This is a genomic window from Corynebacterium meridianum (assembly GCF_016342265.1).
GTDB classification, from domain to species: domain Bacteria; phylum Actinomycetota; class Actinomycetes; order Mycobacteriales; family Mycobacteriaceae; genus Corynebacterium; species Corynebacterium meridianum.
In genome coordinates this window covers 198,385-214,658 of sequence record NZ_JAEIOS010000011.1, presented here as the reverse complement: position 1 = coordinate 214,658, position 16,274 = coordinate 198,385, and the positions used below count along the sequence as shown (strand labels likewise).

General features: G+C 66.6%; 13 protein-coding genes. 11 read left to right on the top strand and 2 right to left on the bottom strand.

Going from position 1 to position 16,274, the window contains the following annotated elements; translation table 11 throughout:
• Positions 1-45 precede the first annotated feature (45 nt).
• The 11 genes from rpe to secG all read left to right on the top strand — a co-directional run bounded on the left by rpe (position 46) and on the right by secG (position 13,626).
• Positions 46-705: a ribulose-phosphate 3-epimerase gene (gene rpe, locus JDV75_RS04160; protein WP_198737985.1), complete on the top strand. Its 660-nt coding sequence runs from the start codon at positions 46-48 to the stop codon at positions 703-705.
• Positions 706-873: 168 nt separating this feature from the next.
• On the top strand, positions 874-1,347 hold the full coding sequence (locus JDV75_RS04155) for a PH domain-containing protein (RefSeq protein WP_198738446.1): 474 nt from the start codon (positions 874-876) through the stop codon (positions 1,345-1,347).
• A 59-nt stretch (positions 1,348-1,406) separates the two neighbouring features.
• Entirely contained in the window at positions 1,407-3,464 is a 2,058-nt protein-coding gene (uvrC, locus tag JDV75_RS04150; protein ID WP_198737984.1) for an excinuclease ABC subunit UvrC, read from the top strand.
• 69 nt (positions 3,465-3,533) lie between these two features.
• Entirely contained in the window at positions 3,534-4,448 is a 915-nt protein-coding gene (rapZ, locus tag JDV75_RS04145) for an RNase adapter RapZ (RefSeq protein WP_198737983.1), read from the top strand.
• A gap of 16 nt (positions 4,449-4,464) precedes the next feature.
• On the top strand, positions 4,465-5,481 hold the full coding sequence (locus JDV75_RS04140; protein ID WP_198737982.1) for a gluconeogenesis factor YvcK family protein: 1,017 nt from the start codon (positions 4,465-4,467) through the stop codon (positions 5,479-5,481).
• Positions 5,482-5,558: 77 nt separating this feature from the next.
• Entirely contained in the window at positions 5,559-6,545 is a 987-nt protein-coding gene (gene whiA / locus JDV75_RS04135) for a DNA-binding protein WhiA (RefSeq protein WP_198737981.1), read from the top strand.
• 433 nt (positions 6,546-6,978) lie between these two features.
• A complete protein-coding gene (gene gap, locus JDV75_RS04130; RefSeq protein ID WP_198737980.1) occupies positions 6,979-7,983 on the top strand; it encodes a type I glyceraldehyde-3-phosphate dehydrogenase in 1,005 nt (334 codons plus the stop codon).
• Between the two features lie 173 nt (positions 7,984-8,156).
• A complete protein-coding gene (locus JDV75_RS04125; RefSeq protein ID WP_198737979.1) occupies positions 8,157-9,371 on the top strand; it encodes a phosphoglycerate kinase in 1,215 nt (404 codons plus the stop codon).
• Positions 9,372-9,441: 70 nt separating this feature from the next.
• A complete protein-coding gene (gene tpiA, locus JDV75_RS04120) occupies positions 9,442-10,224 on the top strand; it encodes a triose-phosphate isomerase (RefSeq protein ID WP_198737978.1) in 783 nt (260 codons plus the stop codon).
• A 203-nt stretch (positions 10,225-10,427) separates the two neighbouring features.
• A complete protein-coding gene (ppc, locus tag JDV75_RS04115) occupies positions 10,428-13,178 on the top strand; it encodes a phosphoenolpyruvate carboxylase (protein ID WP_198737977.1) in 2,751 nt (916 codons plus the stop codon).
• A gap of 211 nt (positions 13,179-13,389) precedes the next feature.
• On the top strand, positions 13,390-13,626 hold the full coding sequence (gene secG, locus JDV75_RS04110; protein WP_198737976.1) for a preprotein translocase subunit SecG: 237 nt from the start codon (positions 13,390-13,392) through the stop codon (positions 13,624-13,626).
• An 889-nt stretch (positions 13,627-14,515) separates the two neighbouring features.
• Here the strand turns inward: secG and pgl are convergent.
• The gene (pgl, locus tag JDV75_RS04105) at positions 14,516-15,280 is read right to left on the bottom strand and encodes a 6-phosphogluconolactonase (RefSeq protein ID WP_198737975.1); all 765 of its coding nucleotides are present in this window, start codon (positions 15,278-15,280) and stop codon (positions 14,516-14,518) included.
• Positions 15,281-15,304: 24 nt separating this feature from the next.
• Positions 15,305-16,273: a glucose-6-phosphate dehydrogenase assembly protein OpcA gene (locus tag JDV75_RS04100; protein ID WP_198737974.1), complete on the bottom strand. Its 969-nt coding sequence runs from the start codon at positions 16,271-16,273 to the stop codon at positions 15,305-15,307.
• Position 16,274: the final 1 nt, after the last annotated feature.

Below are 16,274 nucleotides of genomic sequence, written 5' to 3'. Positions count from 1 at the left end.
GCCCTGACCGTGTGTTCCCGGCGGGCGGGACGATAGGATGGCGACATGCCAGAGCCGATCATCGCACCGTCAATCCTGTCCGCCGACTTCACCCGCCTCGGGGAGGAGATCGCCCGCGTCCCCGACGCCGACTGGATCCACGTCGACATCATGGACGGACACTTCGTCCCGAACCTCTCGTTCGGGGCGATGATCACCGCGGCGGCGCACCGGGCGACGGACATCCCGCTCGACGTCCACCTGATGATCGAGAACCCGGAGAAGTGGGTCGACGACCACATCGACGCCGGCGCGCACACGGTGATCTTCCACGTGGAGGCGACCGAAGATCCCGTGTCCCTCGCCCGGCACATCCGGGAGAAGGGGGCCCGTGCGGCGTTCTCCCTGCGCCCCGGGACGCCGATCGAGGACCACCTCCCGATTCTGGGTGAATTCGACCAGGTGCTCGTTATGAGCGTCGAACCCGGGTTCGGCGGCCAGTCATTCATGCCCGACCAGCTGGATAAGGTCCGCACACTGCGACGTGAGATCGACGCCCGTGGACTGGACTGCACCATCGAGATCGACGGCGGGATCTCCCGGGACACCATCGCCGCGGCGGCTGAAGCGGGATGCGACGCCTTCGTCGCCGGTTCCGCGGTCTACGGCGCCGAGGATCCGAACACCGAGGTCGGTCTTCTGCGCTCGCTCGCCGCACGGGCCTGACCCCGTCGCCGGAACCGGAGTCCAGCCAGAGTCTTTGCCGGGATCCGGGGGTGGCGGGCTAGACTGGGCGCAGAAGCACAGCCGGACCGATGAGACAGAGATTGAGTGGACGTGAACCCTGAGGGCAAGACCAACGGAGCCGAGAACGGCGGCGTCGACATCCAGCGGATGCTCGCCGCGGACGCTCCGACGACCACGGAGCGCCCCTGGGAACTCGTCGTCACCTCGCGGCGTCTCAAGGTGCTCGCGGTGCTCGCGGTCATCGTGGTCATGGCCGTCCACATATTCATGGCGTTCGCCGTGGCGATCGGGGACACGGGTGCAGCGGTGACCACGGTGGACCAGTGGTCCTTCGTCGGTGTCGGTCTGGTCATCGCCTTCTGCTGCATAGGGATCGCCAGGCCCCGTGTGCGCGCCAACGCTGACGGGGTGGAGGTCCGTAACTTCATCGGCACCCGGTTCTACCCTTGGTCGGTGATCTACGGGCTGTCGTTCCCCAAGGGGGCCCGCTGGGCGCGGCTGGAGCTTCCCGAGTTCGAGTTCGTTCCGATGTGGGCGTTCCAGTCCGCGGACGGTGAGGCGGTCGTCGAGGCCGTGGACCGGTTCCGCGACCTCGAGGACGCCTACATGCCCGAAGACTAGGTCGGACCGGGGAAGTGACAGTTTTGTTGTTCCTGCATCAGCGGACGGTCCGTTAGTCAGTGGCCGATCCAGCAACCTACCGCCCCGCTCCCGGGACCGTTCCCACCGAGCCGGGCGTCTACAAGTTCCGGGAGGAATCCGGCCGCGTCGTCTACGTGGGCAAGGCGAAGAACCTCCGGGCCCGGCTGTCGAACTACTTCCAGGATGTCACCCAGCTGCATCCGCGGACCCGGCAGATGGTGTTCGCCGCCTCCTCCGTCGAATGGACCGTGGTGTCCAGCGAGGTGGAGGCGCTCCAACTCGAGTACACGTGGATCAAGCGGTTCGATCCGCGGTTCAACGTCAAGTACCGGGACGACAAGACCTATCCGATGCTCGCCGTCACCGTCGGGGAGGAGATCCCGCGGGCCTTCGTGTACCGCGGTCCGCGCCGGCGCGGCGTGCGGTACTTCGGCCCCTACAGTCACGCGTGGGCAATCCGCGAGACGCTCGACCTGCTGATCAGGGTGTTCCCCGTGCGGACCTGCTCCAAGGGGGTCCTGAATCGGCACCGGCAACTCGGTCGCCCCTGTCTCCTCGGGTACATCGACAAGTGTTCCGCACCCTGCGTCGGAAGAGTCAGCCCCGAGGAGCACCGGGAGATCGTCGACGGCTTCTGCTCATTCATGTCGGGGCAGACCGACCGGGTCACGCGCAGGCTGGAGCGGGAGATGAGCGAGGCTGCCGAGGAACTCGACTTCGAACGCGCGGCGCGGCTGCGCGACGATCTCGGGGCGATCACGAAGGCGATGGAGAAGCAGGCGGTCGTGCTCGGCGACGGTACCGATGCCGACGTCATCTGCTGCGCGACCGACGAACTCGAGGCGGCGGTCCAGATCTTCCACGTACGCGGCGGTCGGATCCGCGGTCAGCGCGGCTGGGTGGTGGAGAAGACCGGGGACACCGAACTGGAGATGGGGACGGACGGGCACGACCCGGCTGTTCCCCGGATAATCCAGAACTTCCTCACCCAGTTCTACGGGGAAGCGGCCGAACGTGCCGCGGAGGACCGGTCCGAGGCGGAGAAGATCCTGCGCCGTGGGGTCGACCAGCTCTCGCACACCGACGACGGGCAGGATCTGCAGATCTCTCCGGTCCCCAGGGAAGTGCTGGTCCAGGAACTACCGGAGGACTCCGAGGAGACCACGGCGTGGCTCACCGCGCTGAAAGGGGCGAAGGTCGATCTGCGGGTACCACAGCGCGGTGACAAGCGGGCGTTGGCCGAGACCGTCGAACGCAACGCCAGGGAGGCGCTCAAGCAGCACAAGCTCAAGCGCGTCGGGGACCTGACCGCACGTTCCGCAGCCCTGCGGGACATCCAGGAGGCGTTGTTCATGTCCGAGGCGCCCCTGCGGATCGAGTGCACCGACATCTCCCACATCGCGGGCACGGATGTAGTGGCGTCTCTGGTGGTTTTCGAGGACGGACTACCCAGGAAATCCGACTACCGGCGCTACCGCATCCGTGAGGCGGCGGGGGACGGCCACAGTGATGACGTCGCGTCCATCGCCGAGATCACGCGGCGGCGGTTCCTGCGACACCACCGGGACGCCACCGACGTCCCCGACGCCGAGGAGTTCGACGGCACCCGCTTCGACGACGAGAAGGTGGAGGAGCACACCACCGACGCCCGCAGGTTCGCCTATCCTCCGAACCTGTTCATCGTTGACGGTGGTCTGCCGCAGGTCAATGCCGCGCAGGCGGTCTTCGATGAACTGGGGGTCACGGACGTGACCCTCGTCGGACTGGCCAAGCGGCTGGAGGAGATCTGGGTACCGGGTGACAATGAACCGGTCATCCTCCCGCGTAATAGCCAGGCGCTCTACCTCCTGCAGCAGATCCGGGACGAGGCGCACCGCTTCGCCATCACCTATCACCGCCAGCAGCGCAGCAAACGGATGCGGGTCAGCGAGCTAGACGGGATCAAGGGGCTGGGCGCGGCGCGGCGTGCCGAGCTGGTCCGCCACTTCGGCAGCGTGCGTAAGCTGAAGGCCGCGGACATCGACGAGATCACGGAGGTCAGGGGATTCGGACCGGCGCTCGCCGAGGCTGTCTACCGGGGGCTCCACCCCGAGTGACCGGGGGCACCGGCCGGTGGCGCGGAAAAACCGCGACCCCGGCACGGACTGCTGCGATAGAATGTCGTCATGACCGTCGACGCACGTGAAGATTCGCCCGAGCACGCTCCCGGTCACTCGATAGAGAGTGATCCCGTCCTCGTCACCGGAATGTCCGGCGCGGGTCTGAGTTCCGCGGCCCGTGTGCTCGAGGACCTCGGCTGGTACGTGTCGCAGAATCTGCCCGCCGAGCTGATGGTGGAGCTGGTCGAGCTGTGCCGCCGCGAGGATTCCCCGGTTGACAAGCTCGCCATGGTGACGGACGTTCGCTCGCGGAGTTTCCACGGCGGACTGCAGCAGGTGCTGGACGAACTCGGCGACAAGGGGATCAACCCCACGATCCTGTTCATGGATGCCCGGGACGACATGCTGATCCGCCGCTTTGACACCGTTCGTCGGACGCACCCCCTGCAGGGCGCCGACACATTGAGCATCGGTATCGCCCGGGAGCGCGAGGCCCTGGCGGGGATCAAGGAGCGCGCTGATGTGGTGATCAACACGTCGGACCTGTCGGTGCACGATCTCCGTCGGGCGATAGAGAGTTCCTTCGCCACCATCGACAACATGCGCCAGCACGTCACCGTGCAGTCGTTCGGCTTCAAGAACGGCGCGCCGTCGGACGCCGATCTCGTCGTGGACGTGCGCTTCCTCCCCAATCCCTACTGGGAACCGGATCTCCGTCCGTTCCGTGGCGTCGACAAGCCGGTCAGCGACTACGTTCTGGCGCAGCCGGCTGCGCGCGAGTTCATCGACAACTTCGTCGCGATGTTCTCCACGATGGTGGAGGGGTACCGCAGGGAGGGCAAGAGCTTCATCACCGTCGCGGTCGGCTGCACCGGTGGACACCACCGCTCGGTGGCGGTCGCCGCGGAGATCGCCCGGCAACTCGATGAGATGGATGGCCTCGACGTCTCGGTCAACCACCGCGACATCTGCCGTGGCTGAGGGAGGCTGGATTCACATGGACAAGTCCACCGGTGGTTCACAGTCCCCGGTTCTCGGGAGTCTCACCTGTCTCGGTGGGGGGCACGGCCTGTTCCAGACCCTCCGGGCCGGGCGGCATCTCGACGTGGACCGCATCACCGCGGTCGTCACCGTCGCCGACGACGGCGGATCCTCCGGCCGGATCCGACAGGAACTCGGCCAGATTCCCCCGGGCGATCTCCGGATGGCGCTCGCCGCACTGTCCCGGGACAATGAGGAGGGGCGGTTGTGGGAGGAGACCCTGCAGCACCGCTTCGGTGGCTACGGTGCTCTGGCCGGACACGCCGTGGGGAATCTGCTCATCGCCGGGCTGACGGATATCCTCGGAAGTCAAGTCCAAGCACTTGATACCGTGGCAAAGTTGACGCAGTCCCACGGTCGGGTCCTCCCCGTGTGCGAGCAGCCCCTGGAAATAGAGGCCGAGGTCGCGGGCCTCGGAGACGAACCGATGGCGGTGCGCCCGGTACGTGGCCAGGTGGCCGTCGCATCGACGACGGGAAATGTCCGCCGGGTCAGGCTCTTCCCGGAGCATCCTCCGGGAGGCGTGGACGCCGTCGCGGCCATCCGCTCCGCCGACATGGTCACCCTCGGTCCCGGTTCATGGTTCACGTCCGTGATTCCGCACATCCTCGTGCCCGACATCACCCGTGCGCTGATCGAGACCGACGCGTGCCGGGTGGTCATCCTGAACCTGACCGCGGAACCCGGTGAAACCGCAGGCTTCTCCACGGAGCGGCACATCCACATGCTCACCCAGCACGCGCCCGATCTGCGTATCGACCACATCATCATCGATTCCACGGTGATCTCCAGCGACGTGGAACGCAGCTACCTCGCCCGTGCCGCCGCGACCATCGGGGCGGATGTCGCGTTCGAACCGGTCCGGGCGGACGACGGGGACGGAGGCTGGGTCAATCGCCATGACCCGGTCAAGCTCGCGTCCGCACTCCAGCGGGTCTACACCCGTCACGTCTCCGAGCGACCGCAGCGGTAGGATCGACGGTCACGACGCGGCACCCGTGACGGGACCGCGTCATGTTGGAGAACAGCGAATGAGGGGAGCCGGATACAGTGGCACTGACCACGCGGGTGAAAGAAGAACTGGGGCGCGTCACGGTCAAACGCGACGCCCCGAGGACCGCGGAACTCGCCGCTCTGCTCCGGTTCTCCGCGACGCTTCAGACCGTGGGGGACAGGTTGGTGATCGAGGCGGATGTCGAGTCGATGGACGTCGCCCGTCGGATCAGGGATTCCATCCGGCATCTCTACGGGTATGAGGCGCTCATTCACGCCGTCGGGTCGGGTGGTGGGCGTCGCACCCGCAGCTACTCGGTCACGGTGACGGACGGTGCCCGGGAGATCGCCCGTCGGGTCGGACTCGTCTCGCCCTCGGGTCATGTCGTCCGGGGACTGCCCCCGAGGGTTGTCTCCGGTACCGTCTCCGACGCGGAGGCGGCGTGGCGCGGGGCTTTCCTCGTGCACGGTTCACTCACCGAGCCCGGTCGGTCTTCGGCGCTGGAGGTGGCGTGCCCGTGTCCGGAGGCGGCCCTCGCGCTCGTCGGGTGCGCGCGTCGCCTGGGCATCACGGCAAAGACGAAGGAGTCCCGGGGCACTGACAGGGTCAGTGTGCGGGACAGCGAGGCCATCGGCGCCCTGCTCACGCGGATGGGCGCACAACGCACCAGGTTGGAGTGGGAGGAACAGCGCACCAAGCGGGAAGTGCGGGCGTCGACGAACCGACTGGCCAACTTCGATGACGCCAACCTCCGGCGCTCGGCTCGTGCGGCGGTGGCGGCTGCGGCCCGGGTCGAACGGGCCCTGGAGATTCTGGGGGAGGACGTCCCGGACCACCTCGCGGAGGCCGGGCAACTGCGCGTCCGGCACCGGCAGGCATCGCTGGAGGAACTCGGTCGGCTCGCTGATCCGCAGATGACCAAGGACGCCGTCGCGGGCCGGATCCGCCGGCTGCTGTCGATGGCCGACCGGAGGGCCGTCGAGCTCGGAGTGCCGAAAACCTCCGAGGTGGTCACCGACAGCCTTTTCGCCGGGGACAGCTAGAACATCGGACCGGCGCCGTGTGGACGGGCCTTCCGCTGCGACGTCCGTCCATACGATGTGCCGCGCGACCCCACCTCGCCGCCGATGTGATCAATACCACAACAGACGGTCCACGGCCCGTGTCGGGGCCGTCCGGAACAGTCGCGGGCCACTATTCGGGGGTGATGTGCGGGTGCGTATGTGGGGTTCCATGGAGAAGCACCCGTGGTTCCCAAAATCAAAGAGCCACCTCGTGTGGTTTTTTCCGGATCGGTCACGGGATACTGTCCGTTTGAATGTCCGTATGTGTCTATTTCCGGTGTGACTGTGCCCGCTTTCACTGCACACTTCAGCCGACGTCGGTACAGTGGGAGCCATCAGGGATGAACGCCCGAACTCCCCGGTTCAGGGTCATCCCGATGATCAAGGTTCCAACAGGACAAAGGAGATCACAGTGACGGTTCGTGTAGGCATCAACGGCTTCGGTCGCATCGGACGCAACTACTTCCGCGCCATCCTCGAGCGCGGCGCCGACATCGAGGTTGTCGCGGTCAACGACCTGACCGACAACAAGACCCTGGCGCACCTGCTGAAGTTCGACTCCATCCTCGGCCGCCTCGGCCAGGACGTCGACTACGACGACGAGTCCATCGTCGTCGGCGGCAAGCGCATCATCGTCACCGCGGAGCGGGACCCGAAGAACCTGGCCTGGGGTGAGCACAACGTCGACATCGTCATCGAGTCGACCGGTTTCTTCACCGACGCCAACGCCGCCAAGGCCCACATCGAGGCCGGCGCGAAGAAGGTCATCATCTCCGCGCCCGCCAAGAACGAGGACGCAACGTTCGTCGTCGGTGTCAACCACACCGACTACGACCCCGAGAACCACACCATCATCTCGAACGCGTCCTGCACCACCAACTGCCTGGCTCCCATGGCGAAGGTCCTGGACGAGGCCTTCGGCATCGAGCGTGGCCTCATGACCACGATCCACGCGTACACCGGTGACCAGCGCCTGCAGGACGCCCCGCACAAGGACCTCCGCCGTGCGCGCGCCGCAGCCGTCAACATCGTTCCCACCTCCACCGGCGCGGCCAAGGCCGTCGCCCTGGTGCTCCCGCAGCTGAAGGGCAAGCTCGACGGCTTCGCCATGCGCGTCCCGGTTCCCACCGGCTCCTGCACCGACCTGACCTTCACCGCCTCGAAGGACGTCACGGTCGACGAGGTCAACGCCGCCATCAAGAAGGCCGCCGAGGGCGACCTGAAGGGTGTTCTGGCCTACTCGGAGGAGCCCCTGGTCTCCACCGACATCGTCACCGACCCGCACGCCTCCATCTTCGACTCGGGTATGACCCGCGTCATCGGTGACCAGGTCAAGGTCGTCTCCTGGTACGACAACGAGTGGGGCTACTCCAACCAGCTCGTCACGCTGACCGAGTACGTCGGCGACCGGCTCTGATCCGGCGCGGAAACCTCCGCCGTCCGGGCTGACGCCCTAGAAAACGCCAACGGCCCGGGATGCGTACCTCTCCGGAGGTACGCCCCGGGCCGTTGGCGCACTCGAACCGGGTCGAACCGGTTCACCCGCCATCTTCACCCCGATAGAGAAAAAACAGATCTCAAGGAGAATCGATGACCGTCAAGAACCTCAACGACCTGATCGCCGAAGGGGTCGAGGGCCGTTACGTCCTCGTCCGTTCCGACTTCAACGTCCCTCTCAACGAGAACCGTGAGATCACCGACTCCGGTCGCATCACGGCATCCCTCCCGACCCTGAAGAAGCTCGTCGACGGTGGCGCCAAGGTCATCGTCATGGCGCACCTCGGCCGGCCGAAGGGCGAGGTCAACGAGAAGTTCTCGCTCGCCCCGGTCGCCGCGGCGCTCTCCGAGGAGCTCGGCCAGTACGTCGCTCTCGCCGGCGACGTCGTCGGCGAGGACGCCCACGAGCGTGCCAACGGCCTGACCGAGGGTGACGTGCTGCTGCTGGAGAACGTTCGTTTCGATCCCCGCGAGACGAGCAAGGACGCCGCGGAACGCGGTGAGTTCGCCGACCAGCTCGTCGCCCTGACCGGCGAGAACGGCGCATTCGTCTCCGACGGCTTCGGCGTCGTCCACCGTGCCCAGGCCTCCGTGTACGACGTGGCCCAGCGCCTCCCGCACTACGCCGGTCAGCTCGTCGAGAAGGAGATCAAGGTTCTCGGTGAGGTCGCGTCCAACCCCGCCAAGCCGTACGTCGTCGTCCTCGGGGGCTCGAAGGTCTCGGACAAGCTCGGCGTCATCGAGGCCCTCGCGCCCAAGACCGATGCACTGATCATCGGCGGCGGCATGTGCTACACCTTCCTCGCCGCACAGGGTCACAACGTACAGAAGTCCCTGCTCCAGGAGGAGATGATCGACACCTGCCGGGACCTTCTCGAGCGTTTCGGTGACTCCATCGTGCTGCCGGTCGACGTCGTCGCCGCCGACCGGTTCGACAAGGACGCCGAGAAGCGGACCGTCGACGTCTCCGAGATCCCCGAGGGCTGGATGGGCCTGGACATGGGTCCCAAGTCCGTCGAGCTCTTCGCCGCCCGCCTCGCCGAGGCCAAGACGATCTTCTGGAACGGACCGATGGGGGTCTTCGAGTTCCCGGCGTTCGCCGACGGCACGAAGGGTGTCGCCGAGGCGATGATCTCCGCCACCGAGAACGGCGCGTTCTCCGTCGTGGGCGGCGGCGACTCCGCGGCCTCCGTGCGGACCCTCGGCCTGAACGAGGACGGCTTCAGCCACATCTCCACCGGTGGTGGCGCCTCCCTCGAGTTCCTCGAGGGCAAGACGCTCCCGGGCGTCGACGTCCTGGAGAACTGACGGCGGTCCCGCCCCGACAGGGGCGGGAACCACCCACCCATAGACACCAACCACGAAGAAAGGCCAGAACATGGCACGCACCCCCCTCATCGCCGGCAACTGGAAGATGAACCTCAACCACCTGGAGGCGATCGGCGTCGTCCAGAAGCTCGCCTTCGCGCTGCCGGAGGACTACTACGACAAGGTCGACGTCGCGCTGACCGTCCCGTTCACGGACATCCGCTCCGTGCAGACCCTCGTCGACGGCGACAAGCTCCGGATCACCTACGGTGCCCAGGACGTGTCCCGCCACGAGTCCGGTGCCTACACCGGTGAGGTCTCCGCAGAGATGCTGGCGAAGCTCGGCTGCTCCTGGGTCGTGGTCGGCCACTCCGAGCGCCGCGAGTACCACGGTGAATCAGACGAACTCGTCGCCGCCAAGGCTGCAGCCGCCCTGAAGCACGGTATCAGCCCGATCGTCTGCGTCGGTGAGTCCCTCGAGGTCCGCGAAGCCGGCGAACACGTCGACTACGTCGTCGCCCAGACCCGCGCATCCCTCGCCGGCCTGGACGCCGACCAGCTCGCGAACACGGTCGTGGCCTACGAGCCCGTCTGGGCGATCGGCACCGGCAAGGTCGCGTCGGCTGACGACGCCCAGGAGGTGTGCGCCGCTATCCGCGCGACCATCGGTGAGCTCGCCGACGACAAGGTCGCCGACGGCATGCGCATCCTCTACGGTGGCTCCGTCAAGGCTGACTCGGTCGCGGAGATCGTCGGCAAGCCCGACGTCGACGGCGGTCTCGTCGGTGGAGCCTCGCTGAACGGTGACGACTTCGCCAAGCTCGTCGCGAACGCGGCCGGGCCGCAGTCCTAGTTCCCGCATCTGGGTGGGTGCTGCCCGCACCCGCCCCGCCCCAGTGCCCGACGTTATCAACGGGACCGACACCGCCACCCCAGGTCTCGGATCCGTCCCGGTGACGGCGGGCACCGGTCTGTGCAGAGCACCTGACAGACCGTGAACCCCCAGGCGCCCGGCCCGAATTCCGGCTCCACCGCCAATCGACAAGGAAGCACAACGTGCCTGAACAACTTCGCGAGGACATCCGGCATCTCGGCCGAATCCTCGGCAACGTCATCCGTCAGCAGGAGGGAGACGACATCTTCGACCTCGTCGAAGGTGCCCGTAGAGCCTCCTTCGGCGTCGCGAAGGGCGAACGCACCCTCGACGATCTAGTCGGGATGTTCCGCGACCGTGACACCTCCACAATGATCAAGGTGGTGCGGGCCTTCTCCCACTTCGCGCTGCTGGTCAACCTCGTCGAGGACCTCAACGACGAGAACACCCGCCAGGAGATCCTCGACGGAGGCGCACCGGCCCCCGACTCCACCCTCGAGGCGACGTGGGTCAAACTCGAATCCGCCGACATCACCGCGGAAGCCGTCGCGGAAACCATCGCCACCGCGGAGATCGCCCCGGTGCTCACCGCACACCCGACGGAAACCCGACGGCGGACGGTGTTCGACGTCCAGAAGCACATCACGGCGCTGATGCAGGAACGCCACGACATCGCGTCGCGTCCGCGGAACAGTCGGACCGAAGCGCGAACCAGGGAGATCGACCGGGCGATCCAACGACGGATCACCGTCCTCTGGCAGACCGCGCTCATCCGGGTAGTCCGCCCGCGGATCGAGGATGAGATCGAGGTCGGGCTGCGCTACTACAAACTGAGCCTTCTCCGGCAGATCCCAGCGATCAACCACGATGTCCGGCACGAACTGCAGGCCCGGTACGGCGACGCCGTGCCCGCGACCGCGGTGGTCAAGCCAGGATCCTGGATCGGGGGAGACCATGACGGGAACCCCTACGTCACCGCGGCCACGGTCCGGTACGCGACGACCCGTGCCGCACAGACCGTGCTCAAGTTCTACGCCTCCCAGCTGCACAAACTCGAACACGAACTGTCCCTTTCGGACCGACTCTCGGAGGTCAGCGGCGAACTCATCGAGCTCGCCGACCGCGGGCACAATGATGTACCCAGCCGGGTCGACGAGCCGTACCGTCGTGCGGTCCACGGGATCCGCGGACGGATCGCCGCGACCCAGGCTGAACTCATCGGGTCGGATTCCGTGGAGGGCACCTGGTACCGGTGCCACGAGCCATATCCGGGGCCGGAGGAGTTCGCCGCGGATCTGGACGTCATCGACACCGCGTTGCGGGACTCCTACGACGGGCTGATCGCGGATGACCGGCTCGGACGGATCCGCTCCGCGGTCGCGAGCTTCGGATTCCACCTCTACTCGCTGGACCTGCGCCAGAACTCCGAGTCCTTCGAGAACGCGCTCACCGAGATCTTCGCGCACGCCGGGGTCACCGAGGAATACCGCGCCCTCGATGAGGAGGCGAAGCGGAAGATACTCGTCACAGAGCTCGGCTCACCACGGCCCCTCATCCCTCCGCATCCCCAGAACTTCAGCGAGGAGACCCGGCGTGAGCTGGAGATCGTCGCAGCCGCGGCGGAGGCGGTTGAGAAGTTCGGTGAGCGGATGGTGCCGCACTGCATCATCTCCATGGCGCAGTCGGTGTCCGACATCCTCGAACCGATGGTCCTGCTCAAGGAATTCGGTCTGATCCGTGTCGGGGACGGACAGCCCCGCGGCGAGATCGACATCATCCCGCTCTTCGAGACGATCGAGGATCTGCAGGCCGGGTCTTCGATCCTCCGGGACATCTGGGACGTACCGGTCTACCGCGGCTACGTGCGTCAACGGGGGGAGATCCAGGAGGTGATGCTCGGATACTCCGACTCGAACAAGGACGGCGGCTACTTCGCCGCCAACTGGGCTCTCTACGACGCCGAACTCGACATCGTCCAGGCCTGCCGGGACAACCAGATCCGTCTCCGGTTCTTCCACGGCCGGGGAGGGACCGTCGGCCGTGGCGGCGGCCCCAGCTACGACGCTATCCTCGCCCAGCCTGAGGGGGCGGTCTCGGGTTCGGTACGGGTCACTGAGCAGGGGGAGATCATCTCCGCGAAGTACGGACACCCGACCACCGCCCGACGCAACCTGGAGGCCATCGTCTCGGCGACCCTCGAGGCGTCGCTGCTACCGGTCGACGATCTCGATCACCCCGAAAGAGCACACGAGATCATGCGGGAGATCGCGGAGCTCTCCCGGCGCAAATATGCGACACTCGTCCACGAGGACCCGGGGTTCATCGAGTATTTCACCACCTCGACACCACTGCAGGAGATCGGTGCACTGAACATCGGCTCACGCCCGGCTTCGCGGAAACAGACAGCGTCCATCGGTGACCTCCGCGCGATCCCGTGGGTCCTCGCCTGGTCCCAGTCCCGCGCCATGATTCCGGGCTGGTTCGGGGTGGGTACCGCCCTCCGGGAGTGGATCGGGGACGATCCGGAGCGTCTCCGGGAACTCCGCGCGCTATACCGGGACTGGCCGTTCTTCACCTCCGTGATGTCGAACATGGCTCAGGTGATGGCGAAGGCGGAGATGCCGCTCATGGAGCTCTACGCGTCGCTGGTCAAGGACCGGGAGGTCGCGGAGCGTATCTCGGCGGCGATCTCCGCGGAGTACGACCTGACCATCGACATGTTCCTCACCGTGACAGGCGCCGACCGTCTGCTCGCGGACAACCCCACCCTCGAACGCTCGGTGCGCAGCAGGTACCCGTACCTGCTGCCGCTCAACGTCATCCAGCTGGAGTTGCTCCGCCGCTACCGTGCCGGTGACACCGACGACGGTGTCCCGGACGGCATCCAGTTGACCATGAACGGACTGGCCACCGCCCTCCGCAACTCGGGATAGGGGAGGCCCGGAAAGCAGATCCGAGGCCCGTTTCCGGGACGGGCCGCGGATCCCCGGTGTCGCCGCCGTACCATCTGGGCCGACGTGTATGGTTGTATCCGACGGCCTCCGATCCGGCCCACCAACAGTGGCCCAGATCCCCGGGGTCCCGATCTTCCGGACCGGGGCCGGACAAGACCGACCTATCCACGATTAAAGGATCCACGTTTCCATGGTGCTTACGCTTCAGATCGTTCTCTTCCTGTCCTGCCTCGGCATGACCATGTTCGTGCTGCTGCACAAGGGCAAGGGTGGCGGTCTCTCGAGTCTGTTCGGTGGCGGCGTGCAGTCCAACCTCTCGGGTTCCACCGTCGTCGAGAAGAACCTCGACCGGGTCACCATCATCTGCGCGATCATCTGGATCGTCTGCATCGTCGGCCTGAACCTGATCCACGCCTACGTCGGGTAACACCACTCGCACCGGCGACGACGCCGCGCGTCCGTGATCCGTCACGGCCCCGACGTGGCGCCCGGCGGAGTTTGACCGCATCCCGTCCGCCGGGTCGTGTCGCACCGGGAATGACAGGGCGCAGCGCCTTGCGAGCGGTGGGTCGCTGCTGCACCTACTCGGGGGCTGGGACATCGACGGCCCGCGAAGGTGTGTGAATGGTGCGAGTGCTTTTCCGTTTCCCCGGTAGGTGTTGCCCGTTGGTGCACCATCCACGACGTCCAACGGTCCCGGTCGGGATTGCCCCACCGAACCACAGAAGCCGCCCCCGGCGTCACCGGGGGCGGCTTCTCGCATGAAAGGTTTCTGGCATGAAGGGGGCGGCGCAGTGCCCCGGTGCGGTTGTTCAGGCTTTGCTCCGGCTGCGAACCGCATTGCCGCCCGCCAAGGCTTACTCGTTGAATGCCTGGTGCCTCTCCTTCGATTCGTGGAGAAACCCGCATCGACCTGCGCCGTTCCACCGTCGCCGTCAGTACGCCGCTGAATGTGGGTGAAAACGAAACGCATCATTCGGTGGCCCGGGAAAGGCGCGGTTCGCACACTCACCCCACACCGCGCAGCGGCACAACGAACCGATCATTCATCCACGACGCACGGTGAGATTGTCACCCACGTCGAAAACGGTGGTTTCGGGATACCCGGAAAAGCTGCCGTCGCCGTGCCGAAGATTCCACTGCATCCGGAGCACAACCATCGCCACCGGTGCCTGGTGTGTCCTCCACGAACCGGTCTCACCCCGTACCCCGGGGATACCCCGGAGCCGCACCCACGACCGTCTGCGGCGTTCCCGGTTCCGGGTTTTGGCCGTCACCGGGTCCGACAAGGGGGGAGAGGTAGGACAGGGCCCGGATCAGAGGTCGGGGTCGGCCGCCGCGTCATCGAGGAACAGCACGGTCTCCGACCTTCCGCGGGCACCGGCGGCGGGCCAGTCCTCCGTGGCGGCACCGTCGATGACCGCCCTAGCCGCGTCGGCCTTCTCCGCACCTGAGACGAGCAACCACACACGGTCGGCCGAACGGACCGCGGGCAGAGTCAGCGTGACCCGCTCCGCCGGTGGCTTCGGCGAGTCGGTGACAGCGAGCACGAGGTTCCCGTCCTCCCGGACCGCGGGGGTGTGGGGGAAGATCGAATTGACGTGGCCCTCTCCGCCCATACCGAGCAGGTGCAGATCGAACCCCCGGGGCGCGAACGTACGGAGGTCCCGCTCAACCCTCTCCACGGCGGAGTCGAGATCATCTCCGTCGCCGAGACCGTAGCCGTGTATGTTGGCCTCGTCGATGTCCACATGGTCCAGTAGCGCGGCCCGGGCCTGACCCTCATTCGATTCGGGATGCGTGACATCGACATTCCGTTCGTCGCCGAAGAACACGTGGATCCGTGACCAGTCGATGTGGACGACGGGGAAGTCGTCGCTCATCGTGCGGGCCGTCGCGTCGAACTCCGCCAGCCTCCTCAACAATCCGATGCCTGCGCCGCCGCCGGTCAGGACAATGCGGGCCATGCCGTCACCGTGCAGTCCGCCACCGGCCTGTACCGCGGCGATGGTCTGGGTCATCCTGGCCGCGGCTGTCGTGACGAGTGAATCGAGGTCTCTGACACGCTGAATGTCCAACATCGTGGGTCCTTCCCGGAATTCTGATCAGTCTGTGATTGCGTCGACGTACCGCACCCGATTCAGGCCACGCAGAGCGCGCGCGTAGGCGAGGTCCGGATCGAGGTGCCGGAGTTCCTCCGCGAGACAGTCCGCCCGGCTCCGACGCCCCAGGGCGACGAGTCCGTGGTGTGAACCGTCGACCGAGACCGAGAGTGTCTCCGCGTCGCGGACCTCCACCGTGATTTTGGAGCGACTCCGGAAGAGGACCACACGGGTGATCGCGATGCACTCCCGTCCCTCGTCATCGACGGGGACGGCGTCCTGGCCGGTGGACTGCCGCACGATGTTGACGCCGAACCGGTCGGCGAGCCACCCCGCCGCGAGGTCGACGCTGGGGGAGTCGGCCGGTCCGTGGACCTCCGCATCGAGCACGCCTTCGTGTGGAGGCTGATCGAGGGTCGACGCGACGATTCCCCGCCACTGCGTGATCCGGGACCAGGCCATGTCGGAGTCACCCGGGCGGTAGTGGTTGCGACGCCGGTAGATCGAGTCCTCGGGTGGATCGTAGAGCGCGTCGGTGATCCGCCGGGCCGCGATCCTTCCGATCGGATCGGCCGAGGGATTGACGGGAGCGGTTCCCGGCCACCACGCGACTATCGGGGTATCGGGCAGCAGCAGCGGGGTGACCACCGCCTCCACGTGGTCGGCGACCTCGCCGGTGAGGCGAATCAGGACGATCTCCGAGGCGCCCGCGTCGCCACCGATCCTGATCTCGGCGTCCACCTTCGAGGGCTTCACCGTCGGGTCGCCGCTCACCATCACCAGAACCCGGGAAGGGTGCTCACGGGAGGCGTCGTTGGTGGCGGCGATGATGCCCTCGATGTCGTCGTTCGCGTCAGCGACGACGATGAGCGTGAGCACTCGTCCCGTGGTGACCTGCGCGCCCCATTCACGGATGGACACGAGCTCAGCGGCGATTGCCCGGGTGTCGGTGTCGGGCATTGTGATGATCATT

What these genes read in the sequence shown, in the direction of transcription:
- pgl (WP_198737975.1), bottom strand. Translation starts at nt 15,280, where the DNA reads ATGTTGGACATTCAGCGTGTCAGAGACCTCGATTCACTCGTCACGACA.
- rpe (WP_198737985.1), top strand. Translation starts at nt 46, where the DNA reads ATGCCAGAGCCGATCATCGCACCGTCAATCCTGTCCGCCGACTTCACC.
- JDV75_RS04140 (WP_198737982.1), top strand. Translation starts at nt 4,465, where the DNA reads ATGGACAAGTCCACCGGTGGTTCACAGTCCCCGGTTCTCGGGAGTCTC.
- JDV75_RS04155 (WP_198738446.1), top strand. Translation starts at nt 874, where the DNA reads ATGCTCGCCGCGGACGCTCCGACGACCACGGAGCGCCCCTGGGAACTC.
- tpiA (WP_198737978.1), top strand. Translation starts at nt 9,442, where the DNA reads ATGGCACGCACCCCCCTCATCGCCGGCAACTGGAAGATGAACCTCAAC.
- JDV75_RS04125 (WP_198737979.1), top strand. Translation starts at nt 8,157, where the DNA reads ATGACCGTCAAGAACCTCAACGACCTGATCGCCGAAGGGGTCGAGGGC.
- rapZ (WP_198737983.1), top strand. Translation starts at nt 3,534, where the DNA reads ATGACCGTCGACGCACGTGAAGATTCGCCCGAGCACGCTCCCGGTCAC.
- secG (WP_198737976.1), top strand. Translation starts at nt 13,390, where the DNA reads ATGGTGCTTACGCTTCAGATCGTTCTCTTCCTGTCCTGCCTCGGCATG.
- JDV75_RS04100 (WP_198737974.1), bottom strand. Translation starts at nt 16,273, where the DNA reads ATGATCATCACAATGCCCGACACCGACACCCGGGCAATCGCCGCTGAG.